This is a genomic window from Kitasatospora sp. NPDC034035, assembly GCF_055575755.1.
Genome location: NZ_JBVISA010000001.1, coordinates 19,751 through 41,049, shown reverse-complemented (window position 1 = coordinate 41,049; position 21,299 = coordinate 19,751). Strand labels below are relative to the sequence as shown.

Sequence of the window (21,299 nt, the reverse complement as noted above, 5' to 3'; positions counted from 1 at the left end):
GCCGACGGCTCGCCCGCCCCTGTCGCGGGGCGGGCGAGCCGTCGGCATCCTCCGGGGGGTGGCCGCCGCTACTGCGGGGTCACGTAGGCGCCGGAGATGCCGCCGTCGACGAGGAAGGTGTTGGCGGTCATGAAGGAGGAGTCGTCGGAGGCGAGGAAGGCCACCGCGGCGGCGATCTCCTCGGGCTCGGCGAAGCGGCCGAGCGGGATGTGGACCAGTCGGCGGGCGGCCCGCTCCGGGTCCTTGGCGAACAGTTCCTGCAGCAACGGGGTGTTCACCGGGCCGGGGCAGAGTGCGTTGACCCGGATGCCCTCGCGGGCGAACTGCACGCCCAGCTCGCGGGACATGGCCAGCACGCCGCCCTTGGAGGCGCTGTAGGAGATCTGCGAGGTGGCCGCGCCCATCACGGCGACGAACGACGCGGTGTTGATGATCGAGCCCTTGCCCTGGCGCTGCATGTGCGGGATCGCGTACTTGCAGCACAGGTAGACGCTGGTCAGGTTGACCTCTTGGACCCGCTTCCAGGCGTCCAGGCCGGTGGTGAGGATGGAGTCGTCGTCCGGCGGGGAGATGCCCGCGTTGTTGAAGGTGATGTCGAGCCGGCCGTACTCGTCGACGGCCCGCTGGAAGAGGTCGCGCACCGAGTCCTCGTCGGTGACGTCGGCCTGGATGAACAGGCCGCCGACCTCGTTCGCGGCCTTGGCGCCGGTCTCGGCGTCGAGGTCGACGCAGACCACCTTGGCGCCCTCGGCGGCGAAGCGGCGGGCGGTCGCCAGGCCGATGCCGCTGCCCGCGCCGGTGATGACGGCCACGCGGCCGTCGAGTCGCTGGGTCATGCTGATCATTCCTCCGTGGAGATGAAGACGTTCTTGGTCTGGGTGAAGGCGTCGAGGGCGTCGGGGCCGAGCTCGCGGCCGAGGCCGGACTGCTTGAATCCGCCGAACGGCGTGGTGTAGCGCACCGAGGAGTGCGAGTTGACGGAGAGGTTGCCGGCGTCGACGCCGCGGGAGACCCGCAGCGCGCGCCCGACGTCCCTGGTCCAGATGGAGCCGGACAGCCCGTACTCGCCGGCGTTGGCGATGCGCAGGGCGTCCTGTTCGTCGCTGAACGGGACGACCGCGACGACCGGGCCGAAGATCTCCTCGGTGAAGGCCCGGTCGTCGTGCCGCACGGGCGCGAGCACGGTCGGCGGGTACCAGAAGCCGGGCCCGTCGGGGGCGCTGCCGCGGAAGGCGACGGCCGACCCGTCCGGAACGTAGGAGGCGACCCGCGCCCGGTGGGCGGCGGAGATCAGCGGGCCCATCTCGGTCTTCTCGTCGGTCGGGTCACCGACCCGCACCCCGCGGACGGCCGGCTCCAGGAGCGCCAGGAAGTCCTCGAAGACGGATGCTTCGACCAGGATCCGGGAGCGGGCGCAGCAGTCCTGGCCGGCGTTGTCGAAGACCGCGTAGGGCGCCGTCGCGGCGGCTTTGGCGAGGTCCGCGTCGGCGAAGACGATGTTGGCGCTCTTGCCGCCGAGTTCGAGGGTGACGGGTTTCACCTGGGCGGCGCAGCCCGCCATGATCTCCTTGCCGACCCGGGTGGAGCCGGTGAACACGACCTTGCGCACGTCGGGGTGGGTGACGAAGCGCTGTCCGACGACCGGTCCGCGGCCGGGCAGGACCTGCAGCACGCCTTCCGGGATCCCGGCTTCCAGGGCGAGTTCGCCGAGGCGCAGGGCGGTGAGCGGGGTGAGTTCGGCCGGTTTGACGATGACGGTGTTGCCGGCGGCCAGGGCCGGGGCCAGGGCCCAGGCGGCGATCGGCATCGGGAAGTTCCACGGCACGATGACCCCGACCACGCCGAGCGGTTCCTGGAAGGTGACGTCGATGCCGCCGGCGACGGGGATCTGCCGGCCGAACAGCCGCTCGGGCGCGGCGGCGTAGTACTCGATGACGTCCCGCGCGTTGCCCGCCTCCCAGCGGGCGTTGCCGATGGTGTGGCCGGCGTTGGCGACCTCCAGTGCGGCGAGGTGCTCGCGGTCGGCGTCGACGGCGGCGGCGAAGGAGCGCAGCAGCCGGGCCCGGTCGGCGGGGGCCACCCGGCGCCAGGTGTCGAAGGCGGCGCGGGCGCGGGCGACGGCGGCGTCGGTTTCGGCGAGACCGGCCAGTTCGACGGTGGTGATCACCTCCTCGGTGGAGGGGTTGACGACCTCGAAGAGGTCCGGATCGGTCATGGAGCTGTCTCCCTGTGCGTGGCGGTGGTCCGGCTGTCGGTGGTCCTGGCGGTGGTCCGGCCGGCGGTGGTCCGGCCGGCGGTGGTCCGGCCGGCGGCGAGCAGGGCCTCGAAGAGGCGCAGGTCGTCGGGGTCGGTCTCGGGGTGCCACTGGACGCCCAACGCGAAGCGGTGGCCGGCCAGTTCGAGCGCCTCTACGGTGCCGTCCGTGGCCCAGGCGGTGGCCCGCAGACCGGTGCCGAGCCGGTCGACGGCCTGGTGGTGGTAGCAGGAGACCTCGGCGGTCGGCCCGAGGACGGCGGCGAGCCGGCTGCCGTCCACCAGGCTGACGCGGTGGCGGACGAAGCGGGCGGGGACGATCTGGTGGGTGCCGTCGGGCAGGTGCTGGCGGAGGGTGCCGCCGCGTTCGACGTTGAGCAGCTGCATGCCGCGGCAGACGCCGAGCACCGGCAGGTCCCGGGCCAGGGCGGCGCCGAGCAGCCGGCTCTCCCAGTCGTCGCGGGCGTGGTGGGGCGGGCCGGTGCGCGGATCGGCCACCGCCGCGTACCTGGCCGGGTCGATGTCCGGTCCACCGGCGAGGACGAGCCCGTCCAGGGCGTCGAGCAGGTGGTCGGCCCCGCCGGGTTGCGGCGGCAGCAGCACCGGGCTGCCGCCCGCGCGCGCGACCGCGTCGACGTACGTCTGGGGCACCAGGGAGGCGCGCTGGTTCCAGACGGACCAGGCGGCGTCGTCCTGGTAGCTGGTGATGCCGATCAGCGGGCGTCGGCCGTCGTCGCGCGTCACAGCCGCTCGAATCCGCGGCGCCGCTCCCAGTCGGTCACCGCCCGCTCGTAGGAGGCGAGTTCGGTGCGTCCGGCGTGGGTGTAGTGCCGGACGACGTCCTTGCCGAAGGCCTCGGTGGCGACCGCGCTGCGCTCGAAGGCGTCTGTCGCGTCGCGCAGGGTGGCGGGCACCCGGGGCGCGGCGGAGGCGTACGCGTTGCCGGTGAACTCCGGTTCGAGTTCGAGCTGTTGCTCGACACCGTGCAGTCCGGCCGCGATCAGGGCGGCGACCGCGAGGTACGGGTTGACGTCGCCGCCGGGGACGCGGTTCTCGAAGCGCAGCGACGGGCCGTGGCCGACCACGCGCAGCGCGCAGGTGCGGTTGTCGCGGCCCCAGGCGATGGCGGTGGGCGCGAAGCTGCCGGGCACGTAGCGCTTGTAGGAGTTGACGGTGGGGGCGAACAGCAGGGCGAAGTCGGCCAGGCAGGCGAGCTGTCCGGCGAGGAAGTGCTCCATGGTGCGGGAGAAGCCGTGCGGACGGTCACCGGCGAACACCGGGGCGCCCTGCTCGTCGCGCAGGCTCAGGTGGATGTGGCAGGAGTTGCCCTCGCGTTCGTCGTACTTCGCCATGAAGGTGAGGCTGCAGCCCTCCTGGGCGGCGATCTCCTTGGCTCCGGTCTTGTAGACGGCGTGGTTGTCGCAGGTGGTGAGGGCGTCGGCGTACTTGAAGGCGATCTCGTGCTGGCCGAGGTTGCATTCGCCCTTGGCGGACTCGACGGTGAGGCCGGCGCCGGCCATGCCGTTGCGGAGCCGGCGCAGCAGGGGCTCGATCCGGCCGGTGCCGAGGATGGAGTAGTCCACGTTGTACTGGTTGGCCGGGGTGAGCCGGGTGTAGTCCTTGTCCCAGGCCTGTTCGTAGCTGTCCCGGAAGACGATGAACTCCAGCTCGGTGGCGGCCTGGGCCTGCCAGCCGTAGCCGGCCAGGCGGTCGAGCTGGCGTTGCAGGACCTGACGCGGGGAGACGGCGACCGGGGTGCCGTCGTGGTGGACGATGTCGCACTGGACCATGACGGTGGCGGGGTGCCAGGGGATTGACCGCAGGGTGGCGAGGTCGGGGCGCAGCGTCAGGTCGCCGTAGCCGTTCTCCCAGGAGGAGATCTCGTACCCGTCGACGGTGTTCATGTCGACGTCGACGGCCAGCAGGTAGCCGCAGCCCTCCGCGGCGCCGGGCACGACGTCGTCGAGGAAGTACTCGGCGGCGACGCGCTTGCCCTGGAGGCGCCCCTGCATGTCGGTCATGGCGAGCACGACGGTGTCGACGGACCCGTCGGCGACGCGGGTGCGCAGCTCGTCGAGGGTGAGCCGGGGGGTGGTCATCGGGTCTCCAGTTCGGTGTCCGGGACGTCGTGTTCGGGCGGCGTGGCGTTGATGTGGGGCCCGGTGAACCAGTGCCGGGCGGAGGCCAGCCACCACACGCCGGCGAAGCCGACCACGACGGCCACGGCGACGGGGGTGTAGTTGAAGCTCTCGGCGGTGATCGGGCTGGCGGTGGGGAGCATGAACAGGACGGTGATCACCGCGGTCCAGGCGACGGCGACGACGCCGATCGGCCGGCTCCAGCGGCCCAGGTGCCAGGGGCCGCGCGGGAAGTCCTCGCCCTGGCGCAGCCGCAGGTACACCGGGATGACGTAGGAGATGTAGAGACCGATGACGGAGATGGAGGTCACGGCGGTGTAGGCGGTGGTGTTCCAGAGCGCGGGCAGCCCGAGCAGCAGCGCGCCGCCGGTGGCCAGCCAGACCGCGTTGGTCGGGGTCTGGGTGCGCGGGTCGATGCGGTGCCACAGGCGGGAGCCGGGCAGCGCGCCGTCGCGGGAGAAGGCGTAGATCATGCGGGAGTTGGCGGTGACGGAGGCCATGCCGCAGAAGAACTGGGCGCCGATGACGATGAGCAGCAGGAGTTGGGCGCCGCCGGAGCCGATCGCGTCGATGAAGATCTGCGCGGGCGGGACCTGGGTGTCGCTGTTGAGGGCGCCGTCGTAGTCCCGGATCGCGAAGGTGATGCCGAGCAGCAGGATCCAGCCCGCCACCAGGGAGACCGTGATGGCGTTGACGATGCCGCGCGGGCCGGAGCGGGCGGCGTCGCGGGTCTCCTCGGTCATGTGCGCGGAGGCGTCGTAGCCGGTGAGGGTGTACTGGGCCATCAGCAGGCCGAGCAGCGCCACGTAGAACTGGTTGTGGAAGCCGGTCTGGTTGACGAACTCGGTGAGGACGAAGGAGACCGAGGCGTGCCGGTCGGGGAGCACGGTGAGCGCGCCGACGATGATCGCGACGCCCACCAGGTGCCACCACACGGACACGCTGTTGAGGACCGCGACCAGGCGCACCCCGAAGGTGTTGAGCAGGCCGTGCACCAGCAGGATGACGGCGAAGATCTCCATGGTGTGCGCGGGGCTCGCCTCGACGCCGAAGCGGAGCGTGAGGAACGCGTTGGTGAAGAAGGCGGCGCCGTAGTCGACGCTGGCGGTCACCGCGACCTGGCCGAGGAAGTTGAACCAGCCGGTGAACCAGCTCCAGGCCGGGCCACGGCTGCGGGTCAGTTTGGCGGACCAGTAGTAGAGCCCGCCGGCCGTCGGGTAGCTGGAACAGATCTCGGCCATCGCCAGCCCGACGCAGAGCGTGAGCAGGCCGACCACCGGCCAGCCCCAGACGATCAGGGCCGGGCCCCCGGTCTTCATTCCCGTTCCGTACAGCGTCAGGCAGCCGGAGAGGATCGAGACGATGGAGAAGGAGACGGCGAAGTTGGAGAAGCCCGACATCGAGCGGGCCAGCTCCTGGGTGTAGCCCAGCTCGCGCAGTCGCTGTTCGTCGTCGGAGACGGAGGTGGAAACAGGGACGGAAACGGCGGCGGAAACGGGGGCGGTGTTCTCCGGAAACTTTTCGGGGGCAGGCTGGTCGGGTGAGCGTGCGTCGGTCATGGGCACCCCTGGGGGTTGAGGGTGTGCCGGGGAGCACGCGGCCACGACGGCGTGGCCCGGTCGCCCCGACGGGTTCGACGGTCGGACGGCTCTTCAATGGTCTGGAATCAGTCCATTGGGTGGGTGAGCAGCATCGTTCCGGCTGGGCCGGGGCCGCGTCAAGAGCGACAGGGGAACGAGTCGGGGAAACCCGGTCGTAGGTACGATTCCGGCGTGGACGTGGACGAAACACGTGAGCGAGCGCGGCTCGACTGGCAGGCCGGGGCGATCTTCCGCCCGGTCCGGACCGGCAACGCCTTCGAGGAGACCGTCGAGCGGCTGCTCCAGGCGATCAAGCTCGGCGTCTTCGGCCTCGGCGACCGGCTGCCCGCCGAACGGGACCTCGCCACCCGGCTCGGCGTCAGCCGGGAGACCCTGCGCGAAGCGCTCCGCACACTGCAGCAGACCGGCTGCGTCGAACCCCGCCGCGGCCGGTACGGCGGCACCTTCGTCACCTACCGGATGCCGGCGCCGGACGTCGCCGACCTGCGCCGCGCGGCCCGCGACCTCGGCGGCGCGCTCGAGGACGCGCTGACCTACCGCCAGGTGCTGGAGATCGGCGCCGCCGAGGCGGCCGCCCGCCGCCCCCTCTCCCCCGAGCAGCGGGCCCGCCTGGAGAGCCGGCTGACCGACCTGGAGGGAGCCCCGCCCGAGCAGTACCGTCAGCTGGACTCGCGCTTCCACCTCGCCATCGGCGAGCTCACCGGCTCCCCCACCCTCGCCGCGGCCATCGCCGAGGCCAGGATGCGCCTCAACGACCTGCTCAACGCCATCCCCATGCTGGACCGGAACATCGAGCACGCCGCCGAGCAGCACCGGGCGATGGTCCGGGCGATCCTCGCCGGCGACGGTGACGCCGCCCGACGCGCCACCGAGGAACACCTCGCCGCGACGGCCGCACTGCTGCGGGGCTTCCTGGCCTGAGGCTGCCGGACCTCTCCGTACGCCCGCCGTGACCGCCCACCCCTCTCCGCTGGTCACTCCTCCGACGCTCTTGGTCACTCCTCCGACCGCCCCCTGACCGCCGCCCGGGTCCTCCGGACGATCGGACGATTACCCGCACCCCGGCCGCGCCCCTACCGTCGGGGATCACCCGCAGGTCGCTGTCGCCCGGTCGGGCCGGTCGCGGGAGGCGGGCGTCCGCACCGGCTCCGCAGAGAGTCGTGCACGGTGTCCGTGGCGTTGAACTTCCGCATGGCGAAGCAGCTGACGGGCGGCCGGGTGCTGCTGTGGTCGCTGCTCCCGCCGCCGTGACCTCGACCCGGATCCGCCCGCCCTGTCCATGTACACCGGATGACCGCGCGGGCCGTTGGAACCGCCGTACTCAACGACGACATCCTCCTGGAGGCCAGTCCGGGGAAAGCTCAGTTGCCACCGCCACGCTGGAACGCGGACTTTCCGTGAGCGACGTCCTGACCGACCTGGTGGCGCGTGGGCGGAGCGGGTCCACCGTCCCGGTGCTGCGGCGGGCGGGGAAGGTACCGCAGGCGGACGATGTCCGGGCTACAGGCCGATGTCCGCATCAACGAACTGCGCCTCCGGATGCGTTGAAGTACTGCATCCTGATCCTGGGCCAATCGATGGGGCACGCATGACGGGTCCTCAATCCGCTGTCCGGCCGCTGGCTGCCGGATCACAGCCACCTCCAGCGGCATGTCGGCTCGGCGGTCGCCTACAACGTCTGGCAGTACTACCAGGCCACCGGGGACCGGGACTTCCTCGCCACGGCCGGCGCCGAGATGCTGCTGGAGATCGCCCGCTTCTGGTCCTCCGCTGCCACCTACGACCGGGCCCGCAGGCGCTGGTCGATCCACGGGTTGCTCGGCCCTGACGAATACCACGACGCCTACCCGTGGGAGACCCGGCCGGGCGTGGACGACAACGCGTACACCAACGTGCTGGCCTCCTGGGTGCTGGGCCGCGCCCAGGACGCCCTGGACGTCCTGCCCGGCTACCGCCGCGACGAACTGCGCGAGCGCCTCGCCCTCGACGACCTGGAGCTGGAGCGCTGGCAGGCTCGACATCGTCCAGGCCTGGCGCGCCAAGGGCGCCGTCACCGCGATGACCGGCGACGGCGTCAACGACGGCCCCGCCCTGCGGCAGGCGGACATCGGCGTGGCCATGGGCCGACGTGGCACCGAGGTCGCCCGCCAAGCTGCCGACCTGGTCCTCGCCGACGACGAACTCGCCACCGTAGTCGGCGCGGTGGAGGAGGGCCGCCGGGTCTACGACAACGTCCGCCGTTTCCTCGTGTACGGGCTGTCCGGCGGCGCGGCCGAGATCCTGGTGATGCTGGCCGGCCCGCTGTTCGGCCTCGCACTGCCGTTGCGGGCGGGCCAGATCCTCTGGATCAACCTGCTCACCCACGGCCTCACCGGTGTCGCCATGGGCGCGGAGCCGGTTTCCCCCGGCGCGATGACCCGGCCCCCGCGCCCGCCACACCAGCACATCCCGGGTTCCGGTGTGTGGCAGCGGGTGCTGCTGCTGGGCTTCGTCGTCGCGGCGGCCGCTCTCGGCGCCGGGCTCTGGGCCCACGGCGGTGACCGCCCGTGGCAGTCCGTCCTGTTTCTCGCCTTGCTGGCCGCCCAACTCGGCGTCGTCCTGGGCCTGCGCGAACGGCTGCTGACCCGCGCGAACCTCTTCCTCCCGCTGGCCGTCCTCACCTCCGGCGCGCTCGCGGCCGCCGCCCTCTACCTGCCGTTCCTCCGCGACGTGCTCGACACCGTGCCGCTGTCCTGGAGCGACTTCATCGCACCCGCGGCCGCCGGGGTCGTCGGGTTCGCGGCAGCCCGGCTGTGCAGGCAAGGGGTCTGACGCCATGTCGAACGCCCTGGGTCACCGACCTGTACGAGCTGCCGATGGCCCTGTCCTGCCAGCAGGGCAGCTGCGGCGACGTGGCGGCCCCGAGGTCGGCATCGCGGCCCGTCCCACAGTGGAGTCCCGCGATAGGACCGCGACCACCATCAGACCCGTGAACGTGCGCGCCGCGACACAACCGGTTGTCTGGGACGCACTGACCAGTCCCGACGGCGAGGCATCGGCAATCGCTGGTGCAAACGGGGCCGGGTGCCCCTTCGGAGGATAGGGGTGAGCGGGTAGGTTGGCGGGCCGGGCAGGGTGCCCTGAAGGCCGGAAGCGGGTGGGGCATGATTGCCGGGGCGGTTGTGGACTGCGGGCTGTACGAGCTCGGGCGCAGGCTGCCCGGGACGGTGGAGCTGTCGAAGGTCCTGGAGCGGATCGGCGAGGGGCTCGGCCGGTTCGTGTGGATCGGCCTGTACGAGCCGACCGCGGAGCAGTTCGCGGAGATCTCGGCGGCGTTCGACCTGCATCCGCTGGCGGTGGAGGACGCGGTGCGCGCGCACCAGCGGCCGAAGCTGGAGCGGTACGGCGACACGCTGTTCCTGGTGCTGAAGACGATCACCTACGTCGAGCACGACAAGGTGACGGCAACCAGTGAGATCGTCGACACCGGCGAGATCATGGTCTTCGCCGGGCCTGGCTTCGCGATCGTCGTGCGCCACGGCAGCGCCAAGTCCCTGACCGGGGTACGCAAGGGCCTGGAGGCCGCCCCCGATCTGCTGGCCCTCGGCCCGGCCGCCGTTCTGCACGCGGTCGCCGACCACGTGGTCGACCAGTACCTCGACGTCGCCGACAAGTTCGAGCGCGACGTCGAGGAGCTGGAGTCCGCGGTGTTCTCCCACGAGCGGACCGACGACGCGGGCCGGATCTACCAGCTCAAGCGCGAACTGCTGGAGTTCAAGCGCGCGGTCGTGCCGCTCGGCGCACCGCTGCAGCGCCTTGCGGACGGAACGATCGCCCTCGTGCCGGCGGCGATAGCCGCCTATCTGCGGAACGCCGCCGACCACCACACGCAGGCCAGGGAGCGGATCCTGGCGTTCGACGAGCTGATCTCCAGCATCCTGGACGCGAGCATGGCCCGGCTGTCGATGCAGCAGAACACCGACATGCGCAGGATCAGCGCCTGGGCGGCCCTGGCCGCCGTGCCGACGCTGGTGGCCGGCGTGTACGGGATGAACTTCGACAACATGCCGGAACTGCGCTGGACCTACGGATACCCGGCGATGCTGCTGTTCACCAGTGTGGTGTGCGGGCTGGTCTTCCGGGCGTTCCGCCGCAACGACTGGCTGTGACGGCGGTGTCGGCCCTGGGCGGGGCCGGCACCGGGTGCTCATCCGTCGAGGTGGATCCAGGTGGCGATGAACGCGACCCAGGCGAACAGGGCGGTGAAGGCCAACAGCGGAGCGAAGCGGGGCACGGTCGTTCCTTCCGTGGGGGGCGGGTGATGGCGGCGAGGATCAGGCGAGGCCGAGCCAGCCGAGGACGGTCTGGACGAGCAGGATCGTGGACATCCCGGCGACGCCGACGACCACCGCCGTGGCCGCGACCCGGTAGCGGGGGCTGTTGGCCGCCTCCCCGAGGACGGATCGGCGGTTGGTGAGGACCAGCAGGTAGACCAGCACGATCGGGCTGATCAGGCCCTGAAGGACCTGGGTGCCGATCAGCAGCTGGATGACGTCCACCGGGGTGAGGGCGACGATCGCCCCGAGAGCGATCTGCGCGGTGAACACGCCGAGGAACAGGGGCGCGTCGCGGAAGCTGCGGGAAACCGAGCGTTCGACACCCGCTGCCTCGCCGACTGCGTAGCTGGCCGAAAGCGGGACGACGGCGCCGGCGAGGGCGGAGGCGCCGATCAGGCCGAAGGCGAAGAGCAGCTCGGCGCCGTGCCCGGCCACGGGCTTGAGGGCCTCGGCAGCCTGCGCGGCGGACTCCAGCGGCCCGGTGCCGCCGATGGCGGAGGCGGTGGCGATGATGATGGTCAGACTGATCAGGCAGGCGAAGACCGCGCCGAGGACGGCGTCGGCCCGGATCAGCTTGTAGTCCTCCGGCTTGGCCCCGCGGTCGACCACGCCGGCGGCGGCGTAGAACTGCATGTACGGGCTGACGGTGGTACCGATCAGGGCGACAGCCAACAGGATGAAGTCCTTACTCGGCTCGATGTGCGGGACGGCCAGGTGCTCGCCGACCCGGCCCCAGTCGGGGTGGCCGAGGACCATCGCGATGGGGTAGGCGAAGAAGGCCAGCGACATCACCAGGAAGATCCGCTCGGCCCACTTGTAGGAGCCGAACAGCACCAGCGACCACAGCAGGAATGCAGCCGGCGGGATGACCGCCCACTTGGGGACGCCGAGGAGTTCGAAGGCGGCGCCGATGCCGGCGAACTCGCTGACGACCAGTCCGGTGTTGGCCAGCCCGAGGCAGAACACCGCCAGCGCGGTGAGCCGGAGGCTGAACTGTTCGCGGATCAGCGCGCCGAGGCCCTTGCCGGTGTGGGCGCCGAGCCGGACCGCCATCTCCTGCACCATCACCAGCGCGACGGTGACCAGCACCATGAAGAACAGCGTGCCGTACGTGAACTGGGAACCGGCCGAGGCATAGGTGGCGATGCCCGCGGCGTCGTTGCCGGCGTTCGCGGCGACCAGGCCGGGTCCGGCAATCATCGCGATGGCCGCGATGCGGCGCCGGCCCTTGCGCCGGGCGGGCGAGGCCGCGGCGACGGCCGGCGCGGCGGTGACAGGGGCGGTGTCGAGGTCGCGGGTCACTTGAGGAGCCTCCGGAAGTGCAGGCGCCCGCGCTCGGGCAGCAGGGTGTCGAGGATGTCGTCGGCGAGGATCCGGCCCAGCGGGCGCTCGGTCTCGTCGACCACCAGCAGGGAGGTGGCCCGGGCGGCGACCAGCTGATCGGCGGCCTCGGCGAGGCGGGTATCGGGGCGGACCGTGACCGGCGGACCGAACTGGGCCAGCCACTCCACCAGATCCCCAACCGGCGCGGCGTCCTCCGCGACCGCCACGTCGAACAGCGGGATGTCGCCGACCAGTCGACCATCGTCATCCAGCACCACCACGGAGTCGATCTCGGTCCGGTGCTCCGCCTGCGCGGCCAGCTCGGCCCTCACCTGGGCGACCGTCTGCCCGGCGCGGGCGGTGACCAGCACGGTGGTCATCGCGCCGCCCGCCGTACCCTCGCGGTGGGTCAGCAGGGTGCGCAGCTCCGACGCCTCGCCGACCGGCATCCGGGCGAGCAGGTTCTCGCGCTCGCCCGGCTGGAGGTCGCGCAGCGCGTCGGCGGCCTCGTCCGGCTCCATCTCGTCGAGCAACCGGGCGGCGTGCTCGGGCGGCGCCTCGCGGAGCAGGTTCTCCAGCTCGGCCGGTTCCATCTCCTCCAGGGCGTCCGCGGCGTGCTCCGGCTCCAGCCAGCCAAGCAGCTGCTGGCGCTCGTGCCGGCCGAGGTCCTCCAGGATGTCCGCGAGGTCGGCTGGGCGCAGCTGGTGCAGGGCGGAGCGGGAGGCGCGCAGCCGTACCTCGGCGGGACCGTGGGTGGCCTGCTCGCCGAAGGGGGCGACGGACTGCCAGTCCAGGACGCGGTCCGGGGTGGGGCGCACCTGCCAGCGGCGAGGGCCGAGCCGGCGCAGCAGGGTCGCCAGCGACACGTCCACCCCGATGAGCACGGTGCGGTCGACCTGTGGCGCCAGGTACAGGTCGGCGGCGCGGGTGACCTGAACGCCGTCCACGTCCACCAGCTGGTGGTCCATCACCTCGCGGGCGAGCAGCACCTCGCCGGGCCGGCGGACGTACTCGCGCAGGTCGACGCGGGAGGTCCGCAGTCCGACCCGCCCGGCGTGGATCTTGCCGATGGCCGTGGCGGGAAGGAAGGTGCGGCGGCGCCCGATCCGGATGATCAGTCCGGTGACCGGCGGGTACGGCTCGGGCCCGTAGAGGCGGGCGACGATGTCGACGACGCGGCCGACGTCCTCGCCGGGCTGGTTGGTGACCGGGCCGCCGACCAGCCCGGCGACAGAGACCAGGGAGGCCCGGACCGTGCGGGTGGTGGCGGCACGGCGCTCGAGATCGACCTTGCGGTCGCGCAGGCGGGCCGTGGTGGACATGAGCAGAGTGGTGGAAGCCATGGGTGAGCACCCCCTTGCCTCGGCTGGGACGAGGCATCAGGCGGCACCGGGGCACACCTCCACATTCCCTGGCTCGTGCGGCAGGCCGTGCGCGGGGTGATACCGCCGCACGGCAACGCGTCTCGCCGTGGTGCCGAGCGAGAAGGCCGCTACGGGTTGAGCGATTCAGGGAAGGAGGGGCTGCCCCGGGCCGGTGAAGGACGGCGAGGACAACACGATGAAGGGCCGACTATGGCCCGGACTACTGTCCATCTCGCCTCCTCCCGATCACGGCCACGATCCGACGTCGCGGCGGCACGGCAAGGGGAACCGGGCCCACAGCCTGGTACACCCCCAACTCGTCAGAGCTTTGGCACTCCACGGCGTGTCCCGCGTTCTGCGGGAAGCCACTTGGGGTCACCCCTTAGGTCGGGGAGACCTGTCCTGATCCGGAGCGTCTCTCGACGGGTGGGATCAGTGGCCTGTGTCCGTGAAGACGCCTCACCGAACGAGGTGTCTGTTCAAACCTGCGCAAGGATAGGCCTACCCAGCTCGCGAAGCCCAATCCTTGACCGGACCTTGACTCGCTCGGGCAGGGGGTCCCGATCACAACGGCCGCCCCAGGAGGCACCGCTGGAATCTCGGAACCCGTCGACTTGCGGGTGGTACGACCGGCCATGCCGGCAGGCGAGCAGTGCGGGCGGCACTCGGGACCGCAGACATCCGCCGGCGCATCGAGGAGTGGCGTCGCGTCGCTCAGTAGGGCAGTCGGCGGCCGGACGGCGTTCGCAGGTCCGGTGGCGGGGGCTCGTGGGGGGCGAGTCGGCCGGGTGACGACCTTGATCCGGACCATCGTGGCCACCTCCTCGTTCGGGCTTCGTGCTCCGCTCTGCCGTCGCCGGACGGGGACGTCACGGGTGGGGCCTCCGGGCTCCGGCGACTGGGCCGGTCGGCCCTCGTGGCGAACGCCGTGCCCACCTAGCGTGGGAGCAGGATCCAGGTCACCGGGCCGAGGAGGACCGCCATGACATCCGCGAGTTCCGACAGCACGACGCGTTCCGTCGTCCTCGGCGTCGATGCGAACGACACCGGCCGGATGAGCGCCGCCTGGGCCGCCGACGAGGCCGACCGCCGGGGGCTGCCGCTGCGGCTGGTGCACGCCGTCCCGTCACTGTTCCGCGAGTTCCGGCCCTTCGACGAGGGCCGCTACCACAAGGCGCTGCGCGAACGGGCCGACCAGGCGCTCGACCGGGCCGCTGCCGTGGCCCGCGAGCGGCACCCCGGACTGACCGTGACCACCTTCGTGGCCGAGGACGTCCCGGCTCCCGCACTGTGCCGGGAATCCCGCCACGCCGCACTCGTCGTCGTCGGCTCGCGCCGACTGAGCCGGGCGGCGGAAGAACTGAGCGTCTACTCGGTGGCCGTCCCGGTGAGCGCTCAGGGCCACTGCCCGGTCGTCGTCGTCCGCGATCCCGAGCACATCACCCAGGACCCGCCGTACGTCGTGGTGGGCGTGGACGGCAGCCCGTCCTCGGACGCTGCCCTGGACTTCGCCATCGACCTCTCCGCCGAACGGCACGCCGCCCTACGGGTCGTGTGGGCCTGGCAGCGCCTGCCGGTCGCCCATCTCGACGAGTCAGCCGCCGAGCAGGCGCTCCGGCGGATGCTCTTCGAGACCACCGCCGGGCGCCGCGAGCTCCACCCCGACGTGGCCATGACCCACGAACTGGTGCGCGGCCACCCGGTCGAGGAACTCGCCCGCGCCTCCGAGCACGCCTTGGCCGTGGTGGTCGGCCGTCGCGGCAACGGCGGCTTCACCGGTATGTGCCTCGGCTCCGTCCCCCACGGCCTGCTGCACCGGGCGCACTGCCCGGTCGTGACCGTGCCAGCTCACCCGTAGCGGAACGGGACGTGGTCGGCAGCGACGAGACCCACCAGCACGTCCTGGCACGACTCGCCGACCGGGAGAGCGAGTTGCGCGCCCTGGCACCCCAGGTACTGGTCTCCCGCTCTGGCTCTGCCGTGACCGCCGAGGCCCTGAAGGCTGCGGCGACGGCCCGGCTGCTCGTCCTGGGTCGCCGGGTCCGGCGGATGCCGCTCGGAGCCCAGCTCGGTCCGGTGGCGCACGCTGCGATCCATCACGTCGGTTGTCCGGTCGTGATCGTCCCGCACCGCTGTCGTGCCCGTCCGGCGACCCGATCCGGTCCGAACGGCCCACCTCCGCGCGGAAGTGCCGGAGCGAGAATGGAGTCGACGAAAGGTGGAAACCATGCACACTGTGATCGTGTACGAGAGCATGTACGGCAACACCCGGGAGATCGCCGAGGCGATCGCCGAGGGTGTCCATCAGGCCGACCCCGGAGCGGCCGTGGACTGCCTCCCGGTTGCCGAGGCCGACGTCGGGCTCATGCGGTCGGCGGACCTGCTGGTGGTCGGCGGCCCGACCCACATGCACGGCATGTCCTCCGGACTCAGCCGCCGGATGGCCGCCACGGCCGAGGCGCACAAGGAGGGCCACGAGGAGGCCGCCGCCGAAGCGCGGGAGACCGTCGAGGGTCCGGGCCTACGCGCCTGGTTCCACGACCTTCCGAAGACCGAACCCGGCACACACGCCGCCGCGTTCGACACCCGGGTCGACATGCCCCGGGCCGGCGGCGCGGCCAACGGCATCGCCCACCGGCTCTCCCACCACCACTACGACGTGGTCGCCGAACCCGAGGGCTTCATCGTCGAGGACAACGACGGCCCGCTGCGCGCCGGCGAACTCGACCGCGCCCGCACCTGGGGCGCGAACCTCGTCTGACGTCCGATCGGGCTCCGGCCGGCTCCGCTCCAGCCCGGGGCTGGTCAGCAGGGCCCGGCATGACGGTCCTCCGCCAGTCCTCGCTGTCCCGGATTGGCGAGCACGTTCGGGTATCCCGTCTGCCCGGCCTGCCGTACGGCGTCGACTCGCGGTCGTCCGGGGCATCCGGGCCGGAGGAGTGCGGCGGCCACAGCAGGGAGCCGGCCGCACGGGCCCTCCGGGACCGCTGCGCGTGCCGCAGGTGCGGCCTCGTGGATCACCCTGGCCCGGGCGGCGTACCGGCGATCGCGCGAGACTGGTCGAGGAGCGGAGGACTGGGAGTGGACGAGGACTGGGAGTGGACGGGATGTCTGACGGCGGAGGCGGCGGTTGCCCGCATTGGTCGGCGAGCTGGCCGGTCTGGTCCGGCTGGCGCACACCGCCCTGCACGGTGCGACGTCCGTCCTCACGGACCCGGCCGACGGCGGGGACGGGATCCCGGGTGCTGAGAACGCGATCAGGCCCTCCAGCAGGGCTTCGAAGACGCCGGCGTCCCTCCACTGCCGGAAGCGGTTGGAGACGGTCGACCAGGCGCCGAACTCCTGTGGCATCTCCCGCCACTGCCCGCCTGTCTTGAATCGCCAGATCACGCCCTCGAACTGCTGCCGCAGCCGCTCCGGGTACGGGCCGTACTCGCCGATCGGCAGGTATGGCTCGATGTACTCCCACTCCGCATCCGTAAGTTGCGCTCGCGTCACGCAAGATGGTTGATGTGTGTCGTTGACTGACGCGCAGTGGGCGCGGCTCGAGCCGCTGCTGCCGGAACGAACACCCAAGCGAGGTCGGCGGTGGCGTGATCATCGGCAGGTTATCGACGCGATCGCATTCAAGTACCGCACTGGGACTGCGTGGACCGACCTGCCAGGACGGTTCGGATCCTGGAAGGGGGTCTATAACTGGCTACGGACCTGGGCGCGCACGGCGTCATGGCGCATCCGCGGTCGGCGGCCGTCCGGCAGTACCGTGACGGCTGCGAGGTGGATGTGGTGCACGACGTGCTGGACCGCGACCCACCGCTACCCCGGCTCGCCCTGCGGTGCCAGGCCGGTGTTCCGGCGATCACCCGGGGCGCCGGCTGCCCGCCAGGATGAACCGCCAGACCCGGGCTCTACGTTCTTTCTGGTAGCGGTCAACAGAGATGAGACGTACGGAAAGTGGTGCGCATGACCCAGCTGGAGCGGAACTGCCCAGCGGCCCTGCTGCTGCTCGGGGGGGCCGGTCACGGACACCGCCGCCGTGCTCGCCGCGGCCCGCGGCCTGCACGCCTGGGACCCGCGGCGGCCGGCGGTCGGACAGCTGCTGGAACACCTGCTGGACCACGGCGACGACGCCCGGGCCAGGTCTCCGCACCAGGGCCGGAACCAGCTCGCACCGTTCGACGACTCGAACGTCATCCCCATCCCGACGGCCCGCATCGAACGCCGACAAGCCGTCACCGGCCTCATCAACGAGTACCACCGAGCAAGCTGACCATCCGACAAACCCCCGGCTCACAGCCGGTGAAGCCATTTTGAAGCACTACGGGCCACTCGGCCTGGATGATCTTGCAGTGTTAGGATTTTCAGGTCGGAGTAACTCGCCACAGGCTCCGATGCACCCTCGTTAGACATGAACGGAGAGTGTCGTGCCGAAAACCCACACTACTCCGGCGGGAGAATTTTCGCCGACGTTATTGTCAATAGCTTTGACCGGTCCTCACGGCGTCGGATCGATTTGCCCTTCCTGGCCGGAAGACCAGCTGATACGCGAACCCCACGAGGTCCGTTCGAGCGATGACGTCCTTTTGTTTTACGGACCCGGCATGACCCAGGAAGTGAGGCGGTTCTCGATCGAGTCGGACGTCGAGCTGCCGCCTGTCACGACTGTGGGCTCCGCCTACGGTCCCGTCCCAGCCGGGCCGTACGGAACGGACGAGTGCCATGGGTAATGACCAGAACGGCTGCGAAGTGTCCCAACCGGTCGGCGACTGCGTTCTCAGCTCGGTCCAGGTCAGGATCCTGGAGGGCATTGCGGCCGGCTTCTCCAGCGGGCGGCTTTCGAGAGAGTTATACCTCAGTTCGAAGACCATCGACTATCACGTCCGCGTCATGTCCGACAAGCTGCAGGCGCCGAATCGTGTCGCGTTGGTTTCGAGGGCGTTCGTCCTCCAGATTCTGCGAACGGATTCATGGCCCCCGCGCATTGCGTATGAAGCTGTGGATTAATGCCCGGCGGTTCGCGAGATCGTAATCCGCACGTTCTGCACGAACTGCATTTTGTGTCATGTTTCCCGGACGTTTACTTTATCTCGCTCCTTCTGGTCAGGTCGGAGGTCAGACGCTGGCCGGCCACGAGTGCGCGGGCCAAGCCGTGACCTGGCTCGGCGATCTGCTGCAGCGTGGCGTCGATGTCGGCCGTGGACGTGGTGGTCACGACTGCACCGGCACCGGCGCGACGCCGCCAACCGGCACCTCGCGCCCACCATGATCTGGCGGGGGGTCCGCCGCGTGGCCACCGAGAGGGGGACCTCGTCCTTGCGTGGCAAGGGCATTCCCAAATCGATGGTCGTCAATGTTCCTCCCCTGAATGAACCGGCCAGGTGCCGGGGTCGTCGATGTCTGCTGACGCCGGTGCGGCATCGAGGCCGGTCAGCAGCCCCACCACGACCCTGGTGATGTTCTGCGCGGTCAGCCCGCAGGCGGCGAGCACCTCGGCCCTGGTGCCGTGGCTGAGGAACCGCCTCGGGATGCCGAACTCGCGCAGCGGGGTGTGCACGTCGGCGTCCCGCAGCGCCTGCGCGATCGCGGAACCGACACCACCCGCGCGGCTGTTGTCCTCGACCGTGATCGCGAGCCGGTGGCGGCGGGCCAGGTCGGCCAGCGCGGGGTTGACCGGGGTGACCCATCTCGGGTCCACCACCGTCACCCCGATGCCCTGTGCCCGCCCACCGTCGGCGACGGTGAGCGCGAGCCCGGCCAGCGCACCTACCGCGATGATCAGCACGTCTAGCCGGCCGGAACGGCGCAGCACGTCAATCCCGTTGAACGTGGCGGTGGCGGGCAGGTCCTCACCGGCGGGGCCTTTGGGGAACCGCAGCAGTGTCGGACCTTCGTGCCACGCCACCGCCTCAGCCAGCAGTTCGGCCAGCCTGGTGCCGTCCCGCGGCGCCGCGATCCGCAGCCCCGGCACCACCTGCAGCACCGACAGGTCCCACATGCCGTTGTGGCTCGGCCCGTCGTCGCCGGTCACCCCGGACCGGTCGAGGACGAACGTCACCGGGCGGCGGTGCAGCGCGACGTCCATGAGCAGTTGGTCGAGCGCGCGGTTGACGAACGTGGAGTAGATGGCCACCACCGGGTGCACACCGCCCATGGACAACCCGGCGGCCATCGTGACCGCGTGCTGCTCGGCGATGCCGACGTCGATCACCCGGTGCGGAAACCTGCGCTGCAGCGGCAGGAGCCCGGTCGGCTCGGTCATCGCGGCCGTGATCGCCACGAGGTCGTCGCGCTGCTCGGCCAGTTCGACCATCTTCTCGCCGAACACCGACGTGAACGACGGGGGCGATACCTTCAGTGCCTGCCCGGTGTACGGGTCCATCGGTTTGACGGCGTGGCCGAGATCGAGGTCATTGGTCTCGGTGTGCCGGTATCCCTTGCCCTTGGCGGTGATCACGTGCACCACCACCGGCCGGCCCAGTGCGACCGCGCGGCGCAGGGAGTCCTGGACGGCGGGGAGGTCGTGACCGTCGACGGGGCCGAGGTAACCGAGCCCGAGTTGTTCGAACACGCCCGGCCCGCGCCCGGCGCGCAGGTCGGCCAGGTGCTCGGCCAGCCCGCCGACGGTCGGCGCGTAGGAGCGCCGGTTGTCGTTGAGCACGATGACGAGCGGCCGCTCCGGCCCGCCCGCGATGTTGTTGAGCGCCTCCCAGGCCATGCCGCCGGTCATCGCGCCGTCGCCGATGATCGCGACGGTCGCCCGGTCGCGTCGGCCGAGGTGGGCGTCCGCCCTGGCCAGCCCGTCCGCGTAGGACAGCGCGGTGGACGCGTGCGAGTTCTCCACCAGGTCGTGCTCGGACTCCTCCCGGCTCGGGTAGCCGGAGAGCCCGCCCGACTTACGCAGCCGGTCGAACCCGGCCTGGCGGCCCGTGAGGATCTTGTGCACGTAGGACTGGTGCCCGGTGTCCCACAGCAGCCGGTCCCGCGGGGACTCGAACACCGTGTGCAACGCGATGGTCAGCTCGACCACACCCAGGTTGGGCCCGAGGTGTCCCCCGGTCGCGGAGACCCGCTCGATCAGGAACGCGCGGATCTCCCCGGCGAGGTCGCGCAGCTCCCCGGCGGTCAACTCACGCAGCCGCGCCGGGTCGCGCACGGTTTCCAGCAGCGCCATGTCGAACAGTGCTCCTCACCGGGCGTGGTGGGCGGCCGCGGCCGCCCACTCGGTCAGTTCGGGCCGACTGCCCGGCGCGATGCCGGTTCGGCCGACGATCGGTCCCGACCGGTCACGGCGCGTCCGCCACTCCGGTCAGCCGCGTGGGCGGGAAGAACACGATGTCCTCGGTCGCCACCCGTTCCACGGACGTGTCCGCGTAACCCAGTTCGGCGAGCCGGTCGAGCAGCTGGTCGACGAGGATCTCCGGCGCGCTCGCCCCGGCGCTCACGCCGACCGTGCTCACGCCGGCCAGCCACGTGGGGTCGAAGTGCGTCACGTCCGGCACCAGTTCAGCCCTGCCGCCGAGCCTGCGCGCCACCTCGACCATCCGGATCGAGTTGCTGGAGTTGGTCGAACCGACCACCAGCACCAGGTCGCAGCGGTCCACGATGGCCCGGATGCCGTCCTGGCGGTTCTGGCTGGCGTAACAGATGTCGTCGGTGGCGGGCCCGCGCAGGTCGATGAACCTGCGCTGGAGCACGGCGATGATGTCCCTGGTCTCGTCCACCGAGAGCGTGGTCTGGGTGAGGTAGGCGACTGCTGCGTCGGAGGGAAGGTCCAGTGCCTCCGCGTCGGCAACCGTCTCGACGATGATCGTCTGGTCGGGAGCGTGCCCGTAAGTGCCCTCGACCTCCTCGTGGTCCGCATGCCCGACCAGCAGCAACGTCCGCCCGTCGCGGGCGAACCGGCGGGCCTCCTGGTGCACCTTGGCCACCAGGGGGCAGGTCGCGTCGAGCACGTCCAGCCCGCGTGCCTCCGCGTTCTGCCGCACCTGCGGGGAGACGCCGTGCGCGGAGAAGACACACACCGCGCCCTCCGGTACCTCCTGCTCGGAATCGACGAACCGGACTCCCCGGCGCTGGAACTCGCGCACCACGTAGTGGTTGTGCACGATCTCCTTGCGGACGTAGATCGGCGCGCCGTGCTGTTCCAGCGCGAGGTCGATGATGGCTATCGCCCGGCGTACACCGGCACACAAACTCCGTGGCTCGGCCAGCAGGACCCGCTTACCGTCACTCATCCCACTCCGTTCCGTGCCATGACGTTTGCATTGAAACGCCTGGCCTGCGTTGCCGAACAGGGCATCCACG

The 21,299-nt window shown here is 71.2% G+C and carries 18 protein-coding genes, 3 pseudogenes and 1 riboswitch; of the genes and pseudogenes, 10 read left to right on the top strand and 11 right to left on the bottom strand.

Annotated features, from left to right (window positions below; all coding sequences use genetic code 11):
• Window positions 1-68 precede the first annotated feature (68 nt).
• From ACZ52J_RS00180 to ACZ52J_RS00160, 5 genes are read right to left on the bottom strand one after another with little or no spacing between them, the layout of a single operon-like run.
• Window positions 69-845, bottom strand: coding sequence for a 3-oxoacyl-ACP reductase (locus ACZ52J_RS00180; RefSeq protein ID WP_465614769.1), 777 nt, complete (start codon window positions 843-845; stop codon window positions 69-71).
• Window positions 842-2,215, bottom strand: a complete 1,374-nt coding sequence (locus ACZ52J_RS00175) for an aldehyde dehydrogenase family protein (RefSeq protein ID WP_465614768.1) — start codon at window positions 2,213-2,215, stop codon at window positions 842-844. The genes ACZ52J_RS00180 and ACZ52J_RS00175 overlap by 4 nt, the downstream gene beginning before the upstream one ends.
• Window positions 2,212-2,997: a gamma-glutamyl-gamma-aminobutyrate hydrolase family protein gene (locus tag ACZ52J_RS00170; RefSeq protein ID WP_465614767.1), complete on the bottom strand. Its 786-nt coding sequence runs from the start codon at window positions 2,995-2,997 to the stop codon at window positions 2,212-2,214. Before ACZ52J_RS00170 ends, ACZ52J_RS00175 begins: the two co-directional genes overlap by 4 nt.
• A complete protein-coding gene (locus tag ACZ52J_RS00165; protein ID WP_360501264.1) occupies window positions 2,994-4,352 on the bottom strand; it encodes a glutamine synthetase family protein in 1,359 nt (452 codons plus the stop codon). The genes ACZ52J_RS00170 and ACZ52J_RS00165 overlap by 4 nt, the downstream gene beginning before the upstream one ends.
• Window positions 4,349-5,950 (bottom strand): amino acid permease, encoded by a 1,602-nt coding sequence (locus tag ACZ52J_RS00160; RefSeq protein WP_465614766.1) that lies wholly within the window; start codon window positions 5,948-5,950, stop codon window positions 4,349-4,351. The genes ACZ52J_RS00165 and ACZ52J_RS00160 overlap by 4 nt, the downstream gene beginning before the upstream one ends.
• A gap of 219 nt (window positions 5,951-6,169) precedes the next feature.
• Here ACZ52J_RS00160 and ACZ52J_RS00155 point away from each other — a divergent pair, with 219 nt between their 5' ends.
• The 4 genes and pseudogenes from ACZ52J_RS00155 to ACZ52J_RS00140 all read left to right on the top strand — a co-directional run bounded on the left by ACZ52J_RS00155 (window position 6,170) and on the right by ACZ52J_RS00140 (window position 10,140).
• Window positions 6,170-6,913 carry a FadR/GntR family transcriptional regulator gene (locus tag ACZ52J_RS00155; protein WP_465615267.1) on the top strand — a complete coding sequence of 248 codons (744 nt, stop codon included), beginning with the start codon at window positions 6,170-6,172 and terminating at the stop codon, window positions 6,911-6,913.
• A 677-nt stretch (window positions 6,914-7,590) separates the two neighbouring features.
• A pseudogene (locus ACZ52J_RS00150) lies at window positions 7,591-8,004 on the top strand (glycoside hydrolase family 65 protein); the annotation flags it as partial.
• 46 nt (window positions 8,005-8,050) lie between these two features.
• A complete protein-coding gene (locus tag ACZ52J_RS00145) occupies window positions 8,051-8,803 on the top strand; it encodes an HAD-IC family P-type ATPase (RefSeq protein WP_465614765.1) in 753 nt (250 codons plus the stop codon).
• Between the two features lie 350 nt (window positions 8,804-9,153).
• The gene (locus tag ACZ52J_RS00140) at window positions 9,154-10,140 is read left to right on the top strand and encodes a magnesium and cobalt transport protein CorA (protein ID WP_465614764.1); all 987 of its coding nucleotides are present in this window, start codon (window positions 9,154-9,156) and stop codon (window positions 10,138-10,140) included.
• Window positions 10,141-10,305: 165 nt separating this feature from the next.
• Here the strand turns inward: ACZ52J_RS00140 and ACZ52J_RS00135 are convergent, their stop codons facing one another.
• Both ACZ52J_RS00135 and ACZ52J_RS00130 read right to left on the bottom strand, forming a co-directional pair.
• Entirely contained in the window at window positions 10,306-11,610 is a 1,305-nt protein-coding gene (locus ACZ52J_RS00135) for an NRAMP family divalent metal transporter (protein ID WP_360501198.1), read from the bottom strand.
• The gene (locus ACZ52J_RS00130) at window positions 11,607-12,974 is read right to left on the bottom strand and encodes a magnesium transporter MgtE N-terminal domain-containing protein (protein ID WP_465614763.1); all 1,368 of its coding nucleotides are present in this window, start codon (window positions 12,972-12,974) and stop codon (window positions 11,607-11,609) included. The genes ACZ52J_RS00135 and ACZ52J_RS00130 overlap by 4 nt, the downstream gene beginning before the upstream one ends.
• A gap of 324 nt (window positions 12,975-13,298) precedes the next feature.
• Window positions 13,299-13,473: riboswitch (M-box (ykoK) riboswitch) on the bottom strand.
• A 504-nt stretch (window positions 13,474-13,977) separates the two neighbouring features.
• On the opposite strand from ACZ52J_RS00130, the gene ACZ52J_RS00125 reads away from it, so the two are divergent.
• The 3 genes and pseudogenes from ACZ52J_RS00125 to ACZ52J_RS00115 all read left to right on the top strand — a co-directional run bounded on the left by ACZ52J_RS00125 (window position 13,978) and on the right by ACZ52J_RS00115 (window position 15,756).
• A complete protein-coding gene (locus ACZ52J_RS00125) occupies window positions 13,978-14,853 on the top strand; it encodes a universal stress protein (RefSeq protein WP_465614762.1) in 876 nt (291 codons plus the stop codon).
• Window positions 14,778-15,062, top strand: a pseudogene (locus ACZ52J_RS00120) (hypothetical protein); the annotation flags it as partial. The gene ACZ52J_RS00125 and the pseudogene ACZ52J_RS00120, both read left to right, overlap by 76 nt.
• Window positions 15,063-15,222: 160 nt before the next feature.
• Window positions 15,223-15,756 (top strand): flavodoxin family protein, encoded by a 534-nt coding sequence (locus tag ACZ52J_RS00115; RefSeq protein WP_360501190.1) that lies wholly within the window; start codon window positions 15,223-15,225, stop codon window positions 15,754-15,756.
• 482 nt (window positions 15,757-16,238) lie between these two features.
• On the opposite strand, the pseudogene ACZ52J_RS00110 reads toward ACZ52J_RS00115, so the two are convergent.
• A pseudogene (locus ACZ52J_RS00110) lies at window positions 16,239-16,493 on the bottom strand (transposase); the annotation flags it as partial.
• A 16-nt stretch (window positions 16,494-16,509) separates the two neighbouring features.
• Between ACZ52J_RS00110 and ACZ52J_RS00105 the strand changes: the two are divergent.
• The 3 genes from ACZ52J_RS00105 (at window position 16,510) to ACZ52J_RS00095 (ending at window position 17,999) form a co-directional block, all read left to right on the top strand.
• Window positions 16,510-16,962, top strand: coding sequence for a transposase (locus tag ACZ52J_RS00105; protein ID WP_465614761.1), 453 nt, complete (start codon window positions 16,510-16,512; stop codon window positions 16,960-16,962).
• A 69-nt stretch (window positions 16,963-17,031) separates the two neighbouring features.
• On the top strand, window positions 17,032-17,265 hold the full coding sequence (locus ACZ52J_RS00100; RefSeq protein ID WP_465614760.1) for a hypothetical protein: 234 nt from the start codon (window positions 17,032-17,034) through the stop codon (window positions 17,263-17,265).
• A 449-nt stretch (window positions 17,266-17,714) separates the two neighbouring features.
• On the top strand, window positions 17,715-17,999 hold the full coding sequence (locus ACZ52J_RS00095) for a LuxR C-terminal-related transcriptional regulator (RefSeq protein WP_360501464.1): 285 nt from the start codon (window positions 17,715-17,717) through the stop codon (window positions 17,997-17,999).
• Window positions 18,000-18,072: 73 nt separating this feature from the next.
• On the opposite strand, the gene ACZ52J_RS00090 is transcribed toward ACZ52J_RS00095, so the two are convergent.
• The 3 genes from ACZ52J_RS00090 to ispH all read right to left on the bottom strand — a co-directional run bounded on the left by ACZ52J_RS00090 (window position 18,073) and on the right by ispH (window position 21,229).
• Window positions 18,073-18,207, bottom strand: a complete 135-nt coding sequence (locus tag ACZ52J_RS00090) for a hypothetical protein (protein WP_396238565.1) — start codon at window positions 18,205-18,207, stop codon at window positions 18,073-18,075.
• A gap of 135 nt (window positions 18,208-18,342) precedes the next feature.
• Window positions 18,343-20,166 (bottom strand): 1-deoxy-D-xylulose-5-phosphate synthase, encoded by a 1,824-nt coding sequence (locus ACZ52J_RS00085; protein ID WP_465614759.1) that lies wholly within the window; start codon window positions 20,164-20,166, stop codon window positions 18,343-18,345.
• Window positions 20,167-20,278: 112 nt separating this feature from the next.
• On the bottom strand, window positions 20,279-21,229 hold the full coding sequence (gene ispH / locus ACZ52J_RS00080; RefSeq protein ID WP_360263009.1) for a 4-hydroxy-3-methylbut-2-enyl diphosphate reductase: 951 nt from the start codon (window positions 21,227-21,229) through the stop codon (window positions 20,279-20,281).
• Window positions 21,230-21,299 lie beyond the last annotated feature (70 nt).

Excerpts from the sequence above, each read along its gene's own strand:
- ACZ52J_RS00180 (WP_465614769.1), bottom strand. The coding sequence starts at position 845 with ATGATCAGCATGACCCAGCGACTCGACGGCCGCGTGGCCGTCATCACC.
- ACZ52J_RS00175 (WP_465614768.1), bottom strand. The coding sequence starts at position 2,215 with ATGACCGATCCGGACCTCTTCGAGGTCGTCAACCCCTCCACCGAGGAG.
- ACZ52J_RS00165 (WP_360501264.1), bottom strand. The coding sequence starts at position 4,352 with ATGACCACCCCCCGGCTCACCCTCGACGAGCTGCGCACCCGCGTCGCC.
- ACZ52J_RS00160 (WP_465614766.1), bottom strand. The coding sequence starts at position 5,950 with ATGACCGACGCACGCTCACCCGACCAGCCTGCCCCCGAAAAGTTTCCG.
- ACZ52J_RS00145 (WP_465614765.1), top strand. The coding sequence starts at position 8,051 with ATGACCGGCGACGGCGTCAACGACGGCCCCGCCCTGCGGCAGGCGGAC.
- ACZ52J_RS00130 (WP_465614763.1), bottom strand. The coding sequence starts at position 12,974 with ATGGCTTCCACCACTCTGCTCATGTCCACCACGGCCCGCCTGCGCGAC.
- ACZ52J_RS00125 (WP_465614762.1), top strand. The coding sequence starts at position 13,978 with ATGACATCCGCGAGTTCCGACAGCACGACGCGTTCCGTCGTCCTCGGC.
- ACZ52J_RS00115 (WP_360501190.1), top strand. The coding sequence starts at position 15,223 with ATGCACACTGTGATCGTGTACGAGAGCATGTACGGCAACACCCGGGAG.
- ACZ52J_RS00095 (WP_360501464.1), top strand. The coding sequence starts at position 17,715 with ATGGGTAATGACCAGAACGGCTGCGAAGTGTCCCAACCGGTCGGCGAC.
- ACZ52J_RS00085 (WP_465614759.1), bottom strand. The coding sequence starts at position 20,166 with ATGGCGCTGCTGGAAACCGTGCGCGACCCGGCGCGGCTGCGTGAGTTG.
- ispH (WP_360263009.1), bottom strand. The coding sequence starts at position 21,229 with ATGAGTGACGGTAAGCGGGTCCTGCTGGCCGAGCCACGGAGTTTGTGT.